14 protein-coding genes are annotated in these 13,664 nt (G+C 41.4%); 9 read left to right on the top strand and 5 right to left on the bottom strand.

What is annotated here, in order from left to right; genetic code table 11:
- Positions 1–100: 100 nt before the first annotated feature.
- The gene (locus NMG88_RS01425) at positions 101–1,822 is read right to left on the bottom strand and encodes an ABC transporter ATP-binding protein (RefSeq protein ID WP_042151137.1); all 1,722 of its coding nucleotides are present in this window, start codon (positions 1,820–1,822) and stop codon (positions 101–103) included.
- A 107-nt stretch (positions 1,823–1,929) separates the two neighbouring features.
- Between NMG88_RS01425 and psb32 the strand changes: the two genes are divergently transcribed.
- From psb32 to NMG88_RS01410, 3 genes are all read left to right on the top strand, one after another.
- Positions 1,930–2,652, top strand: coding sequence for a photosystem II repair protein Psb32 (gene psb32 / locus NMG88_RS01420; RefSeq protein WP_042151135.1), 723 nt, complete (start codon positions 1,930–1,932; stop codon positions 2,650–2,652).
- A 97-nt stretch (positions 2,653–2,749) separates the two neighbouring features.
- On the top strand, positions 2,750–3,808 hold the full coding sequence (gene obgE, locus NMG88_RS01415) for a GTPase ObgE (protein WP_042151132.1): 1,059 nt from the start codon (positions 2,750–2,752) through the stop codon (positions 3,806–3,808).
- A gap of 91 nt (positions 3,809–3,899) precedes the next feature.
- Positions 3,900–4,214 (top strand): hypothetical protein, encoded by a 315-nt coding sequence (locus NMG88_RS01410; RefSeq protein ID WP_254035034.1) that lies wholly within the window; start codon positions 3,900–3,902, stop codon positions 4,212–4,214.
- 74 nt (positions 4,215–4,288) lie between these two features.
- Here the strand turns inward: NMG88_RS01410 and NMG88_RS01405 are convergent, their stop codons facing one another.
- Both NMG88_RS01405 and NMG88_RS01400 read right to left on the bottom strand, forming a co-directional pair.
- Positions 4,289–4,741, bottom strand: a complete 453-nt coding sequence (locus NMG88_RS01405) for a DUF3531 family protein (RefSeq protein ID WP_254035033.1) — start codon at positions 4,739–4,741, stop codon at positions 4,289–4,291.
- A gap of 9 nt (positions 4,742–4,750) precedes the next feature.
- On the bottom strand, positions 4,751–5,782 hold the full coding sequence (locus tag NMG88_RS01400; protein ID WP_235765550.1) for a Sll0314/Alr1548 family TPR repeat-containing protein: 1,032 nt from the start codon (positions 5,780–5,782) through the stop codon (positions 4,751–4,753).
- A gap of 257 nt (positions 5,783–6,039) precedes the next feature.
- Between NMG88_RS01400 and NMG88_RS01395 the strand changes: the two genes are divergently transcribed.
- Together NMG88_RS01395 and rsmG are read left to right on the top strand one after the other, a co-directional pair.
- The gene (locus NMG88_RS01395; protein ID WP_254035032.1) at positions 6,040–6,723 is read left to right on the top strand and encodes an ABC transporter ATP-binding protein; all 684 of its coding nucleotides are present in this window, start codon (positions 6,040–6,042) and stop codon (positions 6,721–6,723) included.
- A gap of 18 nt (positions 6,724–6,741) precedes the next feature.
- Positions 6,742–7,491 (top strand): 16S rRNA (guanine(527)-N(7))-methyltransferase RsmG, encoded by a 750-nt coding sequence (rsmG, locus tag NMG88_RS01390; RefSeq protein WP_026787179.1) that lies wholly within the window; start codon positions 6,742–6,744, stop codon positions 7,489–7,491.
- A 62-nt stretch (positions 7,492–7,553) separates the two neighbouring features.
- Here the strand turns inward: rsmG and NMG88_RS01385 are convergent, their stop codons facing one another.
- Together NMG88_RS01385 and thrC are read right to left on the bottom strand one after the other, a co-directional pair.
- Complete coding sequence (locus tag NMG88_RS01385) at positions 7,554–7,829, bottom strand: MoaD/ThiS family protein (protein ID WP_026787178.1); 276 nt, start codon at positions 7,827–7,829, stop codon at positions 7,554–7,556.
- Between the two features lie 64 nt (positions 7,830–7,893).
- Positions 7,894–9,198: a threonine synthase gene (thrC, locus tag NMG88_RS01380; RefSeq protein ID WP_026787177.1), complete on the bottom strand. Its 1,305-nt coding sequence runs from the start codon at positions 9,196–9,198 to the stop codon at positions 7,894–7,896.
- A 481-nt stretch (positions 9,199–9,679) separates the two neighbouring features.
- On the opposite strand from thrC, the gene murC reads away from it, so the two are divergent.
- The 4 genes from murC (at position 9,680) to NMG88_RS01360 (ending at position 13,383) form a co-directional block, all read left to right on the top strand.
- The gene (gene murC / locus NMG88_RS01375; protein WP_235750881.1) at positions 9,680–11,221 is read left to right on the top strand and encodes a UDP-N-acetylmuramate--L-alanine ligase; all 1,542 of its coding nucleotides are present in this window, start codon (positions 9,680–9,682) and stop codon (positions 11,219–11,221) included.
- Positions 11,222–11,318: 97 nt separating this feature from the next.
- Positions 11,319–12,281 carry a UDP-N-acetylmuramate dehydrogenase gene (murB, locus tag NMG88_RS01370; RefSeq protein WP_026793673.1) on the top strand — a complete coding sequence of 321 codons (963 nt, stop codon included), beginning with the start codon at positions 11,319–11,321 and terminating at the stop codon, positions 12,279–12,281.
- A gap of 135 nt (positions 12,282–12,416) precedes the next feature.
- Positions 12,417–12,773, top strand: coding sequence for a YbaB/EbfC family nucleoid-associated protein (locus tag NMG88_RS01365; RefSeq protein ID WP_026797516.1), 357 nt, complete (start codon positions 12,417–12,419; stop codon positions 12,771–12,773).
- A gap of 130 nt (positions 12,774–12,903) precedes the next feature.
- On the top strand, positions 12,904–13,383 hold the full coding sequence (locus NMG88_RS01360; RefSeq protein WP_026787173.1) for a low molecular weight protein-tyrosine-phosphatase: 480 nt from the start codon (positions 12,904–12,906) through the stop codon (positions 13,381–13,383).
- Positions 13,384–13,664: the final 281 nt, after the last annotated feature.

The raw sequence follows: 13,664 nt of genomic DNA, 5'->3' as shown, positions 1-13,664 counted from the left end.
TTAGGTGATTAAGAAAGATATAATAGAACCCTGAAGGGTTCACTACGAGGTGATTAATACAGAGATAATAGAACCCTCAAGGGTTCACTACGAATGATGATTATATTGTTTTTGCGAGGGAAGGAATAGCGGATAATAGGGTTTGGGTATAGGGATGTTGGGGATTAGTAAATATTGATTCTGTTTCTCCTAATTCAACAATTTTACCGCCGTTCATAACCGCAATCCGATCGGATAAAAACCGAGCCACCCATAAATCATGGGTAATAAACAAATAGGTTAAATTAAACTCTTGTTTTAATTCTAACATTAAATCTAAAACTTGGGCTTGAATACTCGCATCTAACATACTTACGGGTTCATCACAAATTAATAATTGGGGACGGGTCATTAAAGCTCTAGCGATCGCTACTCGTTGTTGTTGTCCCCCCGATAATTCCCCCCCATATCGTTGATAATATTCAATTGCTGGTGTTAATCCCACCCTTTCTAACATCGCTAAAACTTGGTTTTTTGCCTCCTCTGGAGTTGCTAATTTATGAATAAAAAGCGGATCAGCAATACTTTCTCCCACCGTCATCATTGGATTTAAGCAAGCATTAGGATCTTGAAATACCATTTGCATTTGACGGCGATATTTTCGCACCTGTTCAGAGGATAATTTAGTTAAATCTGTTCCTAAAAATTCTACACTACCATTTGTTGCCCGAATTAGTTGTAAAATAGTCCGAGAGAGGGTACTTTTTCCACAACCCGATTCTCCCACTAAACCCAATATTTCCCCAGGATATAATTCTAAATTAATCCCATCAACAGCCTTGATCACGGATTTTTTTTGTTTGGAAAAAAGTTGTTGAATAAATCCAGCTTCTAGGGTATAATATTTTTGTAAATTTTTAATTGATAATTTGGAAAAAAGTTGTTGAATAAATCCAGCTTCTAGGGTATAATATTTTTGTAAATTTTTAATTGATAATAGGGGTTTAGTAGCAGATGTACTCGTTTCTAAGCCAGAATTAACTGCTTTATTTTCAATATCCTGTAAATGTAAAGCTGACTTTAATAAAGATTGAGTATAGGGATGTTGGGGATTTTGAAACACCGTTTCCGATGCTCCCATTTCCACCATTTTTCCCTGATACATTACCGCAATTCGATCGCAATATTCCCCCACCATAGCTAAATCATGGGAAATCAATAAAATAGCTGTTCCCCGTTGTTCACAAAGTCGGGTTAATTCCTGTAAAATTTGAGCGGAAACTGTGACATCTAAACTGGTAGTAGGTTCATCGGCTACAATTAATTTAGGGTCAAGTAATAAAGCTAAAGCGATCGCAACTCTTTGACGCATTCCCCCACTAAATTCATGGGGATATTGTGACCACCGATTGGCGGGAATTTTTACCGATTCTAATACTTCTAATGCTTTATTTTTAGCTTGGGAATTAGATAATTGAGGACGATGAGCTTTGAGGGTTTCTAAACAATGATCGCCAATGGTCATCAACGGGTCAAGGCGAGTCATGGGGTCTTGAAAAACCAAAGCCACCGCCTCCCCCCGAAACTTTTGCAACCGTTTTTCATCCATCCCAAACACGGGTTGTCCTTCAAACCGCACCTGTCCTTCAATTTGGCTGGTTGTGGGTAACAACCGCATCACCGCCCGCCCAATGGTGGATTTTCCGCAACCGGACTCCCCTACAAGTCCCAGACGTTCTCCGGGTTGTAGGGAAAAGCAGACATCATCAACGGCCCAAATTTGAGCCTTGCGGGAGTGGGGATAGGCGACCCTCAGATGTTCAACATCAAACAAACTTGGCATAATAACAGGGGATAAAGTTCACTGTTGATTGTTAGCAGACAAAGGAAAACCATTGTCTTGTATAGTTAGTATAGGGAAACCCTGCACTCATAAGATCAATTCTGACAATGATACAACAACTTAAAACAATATTAAATCGAGGGAACTTATTAACAGGATTCATAATTTCCCTCCTGTTAACGGTGATTCTTGGATTTTCAGCAACTCCGGCTTTAGCCACGGGAGTTTATCAAGTTCCAACTGTATCTTCCGGTGAGCAAACTTGGGTTGTGGAACTCGATGGTGTTCTCAGCCGTAGTACAGAAGGACGTTTAAATAATAGCTTATCTGAGTTAGCAAAAACAACCGGATATGAAGTTAGATTTTTAACTATTCGCCGTTTAGATTATGGAGAAACCATTGAAACTTTTACCGAAAAAGTCTTTCAAAAATGGTTTCCGACTCCTGAAGTTGCGACGAATCAAACTTTATTGGTTTTAGATTTACTAACGAATAATGCGGCGATCCAAACAGGAGAAAAAACCAAATCTTTATTAACCGATGAAATAGCTGAAAGTGTGGTGGAAAAAACCCTAAAATATCCCCTTCGTAAAGGAGATAAATATAATGAGGCGTTTATTGCAGCCAGCGATCGCATCTCTGCTGTTTTATCGGGAGAACCCGATCCTGGCCCGCCCCTAGAACAAGATAATATTAGTGTTGAAAGCACCTTTAAATCAGCTGAAGAAACTGACGATATGAGTGCTACAATTATAGTAGTGGTCTTGTTAATCGTGGCGACGGTGGTTCCGATGGCAACTTATTATTATTTCCAGGCAAATCGTAGCTAAAAATATTGATTTTTAGCAATCGTTCAGACCCCTATAACCCCTTGAAAAAAAGGGGTTTAGGAGGTTCCAATATCCTACTCATTTCAAATTAAATAAAATGCAATTTATTGATCAGGTTGAAGTTGAAGTCGAAGCCGGAAAAGGAGGCGATGGAGTCGTTGCTTTTCGACGAGAAAAATATGTTCCTGCTGGGGGCCCAGCCGGAGGGAATGGCGGGAAAGGAGGTTCAGTTATATTAATTGCGGTTGACAACCTACAAACCCTCTTAGATTTTCGATATAACCATAAATTTAAGGCCGATGATGGTAAACGAGGCGGCCCGAAAAATATGACGGGGGCACAGGGAGAAGATTGTATAATTGAAGTGCCCTTGGGAACAGTGGTTTATGACGCTAATACCGATGAAATATTAGGAGATTTAATCGAAAAAAATCAACAATTTTGTGTCGCAGCCGGAGGTAAAGGAGGTTTAGGAAATAAGTTTTTTTTAAGTAACCGTAATCGCGCTCCTGAATATGCTTTACCCGGATTAGAAGGAGAAAATCGACGGTTAAGATTAGAATTAAAATTATTAGCAGAAGTCGGAATTATTGGTTTACCTAATGCCGGAAAATCCACCTTAATTTCCGCATTATCCGCCGCCCGTCCTAAAATTGCTGATTATCCGTTTACCACCTTAATTCCTAACTTGGGAGTCGTCAGAAAACCCACGGGAGACGGTACGGTTTTTGCCGATATTCCTGGGTTAATTGAAGGTGCCCATTTAGGGGCGGGGTTAGGTCATGAATTTCTGCGACATATTGAACGAACTCGGGTTTTATTACACTTAATTGATATTACCGATAGTGACCCCATTGCCAATTATCATACCATTCAAGAGGAATTAAAAGCTTATGGGAGAGGATTAGGAGAACGCCCTCAAATTGTAGCTTTTAATAAAGTCGATGCAGTCGATACGGAAAGCCCAGAAATTCAAGCCCTTGCTGCTCAATTGCAAGAATTGAATCAAAGCCCTATTTTTATGATTTCTGCGGTGGTTGGAATGGGTTTAGATGCTTTATTACAAGAGGTTTGGAAACAATTAGATCAACTGTATTTAATTGATAAACAGAAGTTAGAACTCGAAACATTGATGTCTAACCCCCTATCAAGTTGATAATAAAAAGATTAACTTTATGTAAAGTTTTATCCCAAAATCTCTAATTCTCGGCTAATCTGGAATGAAACTCATCTATAGAGGAAGAACCGTGAAGAAATCCATGGTCGGTGTTCTAATGGGTGGAATGGTCAGCCTGATTGCTGCTGTTTATCCAGCAATGGCTGAGAAGTGGGTATATATTGGAAAAGCATCGACTGGAGAAGAAATTTCTGTTGATGCGGATAGTATTTCGTCAGCCCGAGAAGGAATCAGATTTACTTACAGCATCGGTAATGAAACCCTTCAGGCGGCAGCTAACTGCAATAATAATACTTGGTATGTCCTGCAATATGATACTACTTATTCTCCCCAAAGTCAGGCAACTCAAGATCTGTTAGGCTATGTTTGTCAAGCCGGAAGTTAAATTAAAATCAATAGTTTTATTCATCAGTGAACTTAGCCGACTGTTTAGACTTACCTTCCTTAAACCTAGTAGGATTAATTATAATCGCCTACACTGGATTGATAAATGTCTTTTTCAATCGGCCAATCTTCATTTTCACCACCAATAATAATTTTTTCAATAGTCACATATTCTTGGCTGAGTTGACGAAAAGTATTAATTAAAACATCAAGAGCAAAAGCATCACTGGTTCCCAAATCAAACCAACACCGCGCCCAGACGCCTTGATATTCTATTTCCCCCATATTGTGCATCAATGCCATCATACTATTATCCACGATGGCATCATCATAGGTCATATAATTTAGGTCAATTCCCGTGTCCTGAACCTGGAGATTTTCAGCATTAAATCCGCCCATTTTTCCTAATAAAAACCAAGAATCAAAAACTTCCTCAATATAATCCCGTTCACTGCGGGAGGGGACGGTTTGAAATTGTAGCCAAATCCAAATATCAAAAGGATTACATTCTCTAAACAAAACTTCCATAATTAAAAGCTATAAGGGTGGTAATTGATTCGCAGTTGGCCCCCAAAGACCATTAGCATTTTTAATTGTATCTCGCAATGGATCACAGGGACGGCTTTGATTATCAATGCGGTTCAAATTTTTGCATTGTTCATAAAAAATTTGAGCCACTAATCGTTTAGGAAGTCGATCAGATTGACCCAAAGATTGAGTAAAATATTTTTGGGCTTCTTTTAATTGGGTCGGGGTTGTGGTTTGATTTTCTGTTTTCAATTTTTTCCCCTGGTCGGCTAAGATTTGCGCCTTTAAATATAATACTTCTGGATGGTTGGGAGCTTCTAATAAAGCTTTATCAGTATAAGTTAAAGCTTGATCCGGCTGACCTAAATTTTTATAGCCCACAGCAATTCCTCGATAGACTAAATAACGAGGTTCCGCTTGTTTTTCTAATTGATTAATTGCTTTTTTTGAGTCAGAAAAGGGAAGATTTAAGGATAATAATAAATCCATATAACCTTGAATTAAATTGAGTTCGGGATCTTGAGGATCGATTTTTTGAGCGACATCTAAAAACTTTAACACCTCTTGTAATTTATTGAGTGCTTTAGGTGCGCCTTTGAGTGTACCTTCTGTGACTAAAGTATGACCTCCCTGTAAAAATAAACCAACCGCCACATAGAGATTACCGCGTAAAGGATCTTTTGTACTTAATAACTTGGCGGTTTCTAGGGTTTTATCACTATAGGTTTTTAAGGCTGTAAAATCCTGATCCTGATAAGCTAAAGAAGCTAAAAGAGCATAAACTAAAGGTTCATTGGTTTCTTGAGATTGCGCTTTTTCTAAATATTCCTTGGCTTGTTTATAATTCCCCTGGGCAAACATGGATTTAAAAGCAGATTCCGTTTGATTTCCAATCGGACGAGGCTCATTTTTACGAAAGGGATCAGCAGCAAAAACAAGATTTACCCCCAAACTAAATACAATTAAACCTGTATTAATGCCCAGGACAAATTTTTTCAAAATTGAAAATAGTTTGGGATTTTTAAAATAAGAATAAATCATTATTTTTAATCAATGAGTAAACAACTAAAGAGTGATTAAATTGGAAAGGAACAAAAAGTTAACTGTTAATTAATCAACTGATTACTGATAAATATGTTATAATCCAAAGCAATTAGTGATTTGACCATTGCTTTTGCCTCGTTTTTGGGTTGGACTATCAATGATTGAAGTCTTTACCCCTGTTCCCTCCCCCCCCTAGCCCCCCGTGCACGGGGGGTTTGGGGGGGCTGTTCCCCTTTCCCTGCTATATTTTTCTGATGCTTTATATCAAAAACTTAGTTTATCATCCCGCCGCTAGTGACCACTCGATTTTAACCCAAGTTAACTTAGAATTGGCGCCACAGCAAATGGGACTGATTATTGGGCCTAGTGGATCGGGGAAAAGCACACTACTAGAGATTTTATCTGGTTTGGCCACAAAAACCCAGGGAAATATTCGCTGGCGGGAGCAAGAATTGACCCCAGAACACCTACAACAACTGGTGGGTTTAGTGTTTCAATTTCCAGAACGACATTTTTGCGGGGGTACAATTTTAGAGGAATTGCGCCTGGGTCATCCCGAAATCGACGCAGAACAGGTTGATAAAGCCTTAGAGGAAGTGGGATTGGGCCATTTATCTTTACAGGTCGCGCCCCATTCCCTCAGTGGCGGACAGCAAAGACGTCTGGCCTTAGCGGTACAATTAATTCGTCAACCCCATATTTTAATGCTAGATGAACCCACCGCCGGGTTAGACTGGTCAATGCGACAACAATTAATTAATTTATTAGGTAAATTAAAAAAACATTGGACGTTATTAGTTGTTACCCATGATGCCAGAGAATTATTTAGTTTGGCTGACCGTTGTTGGTCATTAAAACAGGGTCATTTAACCGCCCTAGATATTAATGCCATGGCAATCGAAGAAAAACAAAAAATTGCCACTTTTCCTCCCGTTTAATTTTTAGTGAATTGAATTATGAATCAAATTTCCGCTCCCCAATTACCTGATATGACCGCCGTTTGGCAAGAAACCTTAAATTGGCAACCCACTCCCGAACAACAGGTTTTATTTCAACAATTATTTGAGTTAATTATTCAATTTAATCAACAGCTTAACTTAACTCGCCTCACTGAACCCGAAGAATTTTGGGAAAAACATTTATGGGATTCCCTGCGAGGAATTTCCTTTTTATTATCAGAAAAAAATCCCCTATCCCCAGGAACAAAATTTATTGATATTGGGACAGGTGGAGGTTTTCCTGGCATCCCGTTGGCAGTAATTTTTCCTGAATCTTCTGTCACCCTTTTAGACTCAACTCGTAAAAAAATTACGGCATTAACTACTATTTTAGAAGAATTAAAGATCAATAATACTATTCCTTGGGTGGGTCGGGCGGAAGCTCTTGGTCAACATCCAAAACATCGAGAATCCTACGATTTTGCGCTATTAAGGGCCGTTGCACCGCCCTCGGTGAGTGCTGAATATGCACTACCCTTATTAAAGGTGGGAGGGACGGCAATTCTCTATCGCGGTCATTGGACACCGGAAGAAGAACAACAGTTAATCTCGGCGGTTAAACAATTAGGAGGAGTGCTAGAATCTGTGGATGGGTTTACCACTCCTTTAACCCAAAGTATTCGCCATTGTTTATATTTAAAAAAAGTCAGACCCACGGCTAAACAATATCCCCGCGCTATTGGAATTCCTGGTCAAAAACCCCTGTAGTAAGCCCTTCAGGGCTGAAAATAGGGGTTTTTCGGTAAATATAATCAAATCCAATTACTGAATCAACCACCAGCAACCGCCGGAACAATACTCACCTCATCCCCAGATTCTAGTTTGGTTTCAGTTCCTTCTAAGAAACGAATATCTTCGCTATTCACATAGAAATTCAAGAATTTCCGTGGTTTTCCTTTCTCATCACAGAGACTTTTTTTAATACCGGGAAAACTTGCTTCTAAATCTTCAATCAATTCAGAAATGCTAGAACCTGCACACTCAACCTTTGCTTGATTTTTCGTAAATTTTTGCAGGGGTGTGGGAATTAAAACTTTAACGGTCATAGGTTCAACAGGACAATAAATTAACAGTTGGGGTTGAGCAGAAACGTTTTAGACTATTTTAAACCTAAACTAACACTTGTTGCCATTCCAAACGATCTAAAGTACGAGCGCGTTCAATTGCCCGTTCAAAACTTTCTAATTTCGGTTCAATAGTTAAGGGTTCACCGACATAACCTTGGATGGCTTCTTGAGTTTTTAAGCCATTTCCAGTAATATAAACAACGGTAGTTTCTTCAGGATCAATTTTACCCGCTTCTACCAATTTTTTCAAGACGGCAATAGTTGTTCCTCCGGCAGTTTCTGTAAAAATACCTTCGGTTTCAGCTAATAATTTCATTCCTTGAATCACTTCGTCATCATTGACAGATTCAATATTTCCGTTAGTTTTGTTCGCTAATTCAACAGCATAAATTCCATCGGCGGGGTTGCCAATAGCAATGGATTTAGCAATAGTATTAGGTTTAACTGGAGTAATAAAATCCCGTCCTTCTTTAAACGCCGTAGCAACGGGAGAACAACCTTCCGCCTGGGCTCCACTGAAACGCACGGGTTTGTCATCAACTAAACCGACTTCAACAAATTCTCGGAAACCTTTATGAATTTTAGTGAATAGGGAACCGGAGGCAATGGGAGCAACAATATGGTCGGGTAATTTCCAGCCCAGTTGTTCGATGACTTCATAGCCCAAGGTTTTTGAACCTTCGGAATAGTAGGGACGTAGGTTAATATTCACAAATCCCCAGCCGTGGGTATTAGCCACTTCTGAACAGAGGCGGTTGACTTGATCGTAATTACCTTTAACGGCCATTAAAATCGGGTTGTAGATTAAAGTCCCCAGGATTTTACCCGCTTCTAAATCTGCCGGGATGAACACGCAGCAGTCCAGACCTGCTCTGGCAGCAATGGCGGCCGTGGAGTTGGCCAAATTTCCGGTACTAGCACAGGAAACCGTCGAAAATCCTAATTCTCTAGCGCGACTCAAGGCAACGGACACCACCCGATCTTTGAAGCTCAGAGTGGGCATATTCACAGCATCGTTTTTAATATACAGATTTTTTAAACCCAGGCGACGGGCCAACCGTTCCGACTTAATCAGGGGAGTCATTCCCGTACCCACATCAATCACATTCTCAGTAGCGACAGGCAGGAACTTCCGATAACGCCAAATCGAGTTAGGGCCAGCTTCAATCGTAGCGCGAGTTACGGTTTGGCGGAGCAGGTCATAGTTGTACTGGACTTCTAATGGGCCAAAACAGACTTCACAAACGTGCTTGGCTTCGGGGGCGTATTCTTCCCCACACTCTTTACATTTTAATTTGTCAAAGGTAGCGCCTGTGAGTGCTAAGTTGTTGGTTGTTGCCTGAGTCATGACCTGTCCTCCACTGTGAATCTGATACTGCGATGTTGAAATTAAGGTATCACAACCTCAAAAATGTCGTCAACAATACCCGACCTTTTTTGTCGGGATTAAAACTAGATTCAACAGTGCTAGGTTTAGGGTTCACCGCTCCGTCTCCTGAATCCCTTGATCGATTCAGAGAAAATCCGGTGATTTACAAACTTAGGGGTATATGGTATTAGAAAAGCAGTCCTGAACACTTTTAGTAACGGGATAGAGGGTGTTGTAGTTCATCCAGTGCGGTTAGTGGCTAAGTAAGACCTGAGATATTTGTCTAGGGTTTTCAGAACTATACAACTACCGATCAGACTCAATTTGCCTAAAATCTAAAAATATTAGTGCAAAATGCCATCTGAAAAATGTTTGCTAGGGAGTATCGGTAAAAAACAATTCTTGATATGATATCGCGTGTTATTGGTGTGGTGTGGTGTGGTGTGATGAGGAGTAATTGATGCCAATTTCTGTAGATTTCAGTGGCAGGCCTTTTCACTTTATCGGGATCGGCGGGATTGGAATGTCAGCCCTAGCCTATATCCTAGCGAAGCGAAAGCTACCTATTTATGGCTCGGATATTCAACGTAGCCATATTACTCAACGCCTACAAGATTTAGGCGCCGAAATTTTTTGCCATCAACAGGCAAGCAATTTTGAGTATGTTAAACAACCCCAGGAGCGGGGGAATAAACAACCGATTGGGGTGGAACTGGAATTATCCGTCGCTCAAAACGGCGTAAAAACTGCCCTAGCTGGGGTAAAAGTCGAAAGTTTGAAGGGGAAAGGACAAAACTCCCCAAAATTACCTCAAGTCATTTGTTCGACCGCCATTAGTTCTGGAAATTTGGAATATCAAGCCGCCCAGGAGTTAGGTTGTCCGATTTTTCATCGTTCCGATTTACTAGCGGCCTTAATTCAAGAGTATCAAAGTATTGCTGTGGCTGGAACCCATGGCAAAACCACTACCAGTAGCATGATTGCCATGATCTTGCTGGTGGCGGGTCTTGATCCCACCATTTTAATTGGGGGAGAAGTGAATGCCTGGGAGGGGAATGCCCGCATGGGTCAGGGGCCCTACATGGTGGCGGAAGCCGACGAATCCGATGGTTCCCTGGTCAAAATTAAAGCCCAAATTGGTGTAATCACCAATATTGAGTTAGATCACCCCGATCACTATGAAAGCTTAGAACAGGTGATCAACACCTTCAAAGTCTTTGAGAACAACTGTCAAACCTTAGTAGGCTGTATTGATTGCGAAACTGTACGGGAGCAAATCCAACCCAGTATTACCTACAGTTTAAATCCTGACTCCGGTGCCGATTATATCGTTAAGGATGTTGAATATCGTGCCAATGGGATCTTAGCCCCAGTATGGGAGCGAGGCAATTTCCTTGGTAAGTTAGAGTTAAAGTTGCTCGGGCAACATAATCTCAGTAATGCCTTAGCTGCGATCGCCGTAGGACGGCAGTTAGGCCTAGAGTTTTCCATCATAGCCAAGGCATTAGCAGATTTTGCAGGGGCAAAACGTCGTTTTGAGCATAGAGGGTGTTTTAATGACATCCTGTTTGTAGATGACTATGCCCATCATCCCAGTGAAATCCGCGCCACCCTCGCCGCTGCTCGCCTGCGGATGCAAGATAGTATCTTAAATACCCAACCCCACCTTCAACGTATTGTTGCTATTTTTCAACCCCATCGGTATAGTCGAACTCATGCCTTTCTTCAAGACTTCGCTCAGTGTTTTACCGATGCCGATGTGGTAATTCTGACCGAAATTTATAGTGCCGGAGAACCGAATAGCTGGGACATTGATGGCCAGAAAGTTGCAGACTTGATTGGTCATTACCACCCTCAAATATTGTATCAGCCCTCTATGAATGACGTTAAGGGCTGTTTGCCTCAACTCCTACAGCCCGGAGATTTAGCTATATTTCTCGGTGCCGGTAACCTCAATAAAATTATTCCCGAGGTGATGGCATTTTATCAAACCTCTCCCTGATACTAAGGGGACTGAGGCAGGGTGCTTCTCCCGATTGACAGACTGATCTATATGCAATCGGTGATTTATATCCAAGTTCTAAGGTATTCATTTTGATATGGTCATGACACTCTCTTATGACTCCCCCAGTCAAACCAACTACTCTCAGCCACGCTCCATAGCCCTACCTGAAACGGACTGTTTGATTCAATCTTTAGTTCCTTTAACCACCTTCACCTCCTTTCGGGTCGGAGGGCCAGCCGAGTGGTATGTCGCACCTAAAGGAGTAGAACAACTTCAAGAAGCCCTCTTATGGGCCGATACTCAAGGATTACCGATCACCCTCTTGGGGGCGGGATCAAATTTATTAATTAGTGACCAAGGGTTATCAGGATTAGTGATTGCAACTCGTCATCTACGTTATGTTGACTTTGATTCAGAAACAGGGTTACTGACCGCCGGGGCGGGAACTTCCCTTCCCCGTTTAGCCTGGAAAGCCGCTCGCCTGGGATGGCGGGGACTGGAATGGGCCGTAGGCATCCCCGGAACCATGGGGGGGGCAGTGGTCATGAATGCTGGCGCTCACCGATCCTGCACCGCAGAAATTTTAGTCCATACCCATGTTCTATCCAAGTCCGGGGAATTACAGATTTTAACCCCGGAAGATTTAGCCTATCGCTATCGCACCTCAATTTTGCAAGGGGGCGATCGCTTTGTGACTCAGGCGACTTTCCAGTTAGAACCAGGTCATGATCCCCAACAGGTTCTTGCGGATACAACTGCCCATTTTAATCAACGTCGCAATAGCCAACCCTATCATCTACCCAGTTGTGGCAGTGTATTCCGTAACCCGGGTCTGAAAACGGCGGGGTGGCTGATTGAACAGGCGGGTTTAAAAGGTTACAGCATCGGTCAAGCTCAGGTAGCTGAACGCCATGCTAATTTTATTCTTAATTGTGGCGGTGCAACGGCCGGTGATATTTTTTCGTTAATTCGTCATGTTCAAGAACAGGTTGAACGGCGCTGGTCGTTTTTATTGGAACCCGAAGTTAAAATTATGGGTGATTTCCCGGGGTTTTGATTCCCCACGGGGATCGGGGTAGGGACAATCTCTTACCCCAAAACGCAGTTAATCCGCCAAAAAATGCTACTATAGCTTACTTATATGGCGTCAACTTGACTATACAAAGCGTTTTCAGCGCTCGATAAACAAACTATGACACAAGAAAAAGAAAAACCAGGATTTGGTTTTGGTCTGGGCAAAATGAAGGAACTGGCTGAGGCTTTTAAAAAGGCGCAGCAAGTTCAAGAAGGAGCGAAAAAGCTCCAAGAAGACCTAGATCAGTTAGAAATTCTAGGGGAAGCTGGGGGCGGCTTAGTTAAGGTATACCTGAGTGGAAACCAAGAACCCCGTCGGGTGGAGATTTCACCGGATGTTTTAGGCGAGGGCGCTGAGGTGATCTCTGATCTGGTTTTGGTTGCCATGCGGGAAGCTTATGGTAACTCCACTGCAACCATGCGCGAACGGATGGAAGAACTGACCGGGGGTTTGAATTTACCCGGGTTAGGTTAGATAACCCATAAACCTCAAACAAGGCACTGCCAGCGTCCTCGCTGGCTGTGTTTTTTTGGTTAAACATAGAACAAATTATTGGTCAGATCCCTAATTTGGGGTCTTGAGTTTTTAGCTTAATTCTTCACTTATGCCTTATAAATTATTATTTGTGTGTCTCGGTAATATTTGCCGTTCTCCGGCCGCGGAAAATATTATGAATCATTTAATTGATCAGGCAAATTTGAATACTCAGATTGTTTGTGATTCTGCGGGAACATCGAGTTATCATATTGGCAGTTCCCCCGACCGACGCATGACTCAAAGTGCTAACCAAAGGGGAATTAAAATGACGGGAAAAGGTCGTCAATTTCAGCGAGATGATTTTGAAAAATTTGATTTAATTTTAGCAATGGATCAAGAAAATTATGAAAATATTCTCCATCTTGATCCCTTGGGAAAATATCGCCATAAAGTTAAGTTGATGTGTGAGTTTTGTCGCCATCATACCCTCAAAGAAGTTCCTGATCCCTATTATGGAGGGACGGAAGGATTTAATCAGGTGATTGATTTATTATTAGATTCCTGTGAGGGTTTGTTAGAGTTTATTATTCAAGACCAAAAATTATAAACTCAAGCCTAGAAGGGAACACCGGAACACCGGAACACCGGAACACCGGAACAGGGGGAATTGGGATTAAGCAGAATATCTCTACTCAATATAAATCTGTCCTGCTGTTTCTTGATCTAGGGTGGCACGAGTCCTACCGATTTTAATAATAAATGACTAGAACATTGGTTGGAACATTTGTGGCAGTCCATAGTTATTAGGGCTAAGAATCATAATCCTAGTTTACTAAATCAAATATCTTTTAAACAATCAATTTAAACAAAAAACCATCATTATCAGCC

The organism is Planktothrix agardhii (genome assembly GCF_904830935.1).
Classification (GTDB): Bacteria; Cyanobacteriota; Cyanobacteriia; order Cyanobacteriales; family Microcoleaceae; genus Planktothrix; species Planktothrix agardhii.
The sequence above is the reverse complement of the archived record's forward strand: the minus strand, read 5'-3'. Positions and strand labels throughout refer to the sequence as shown.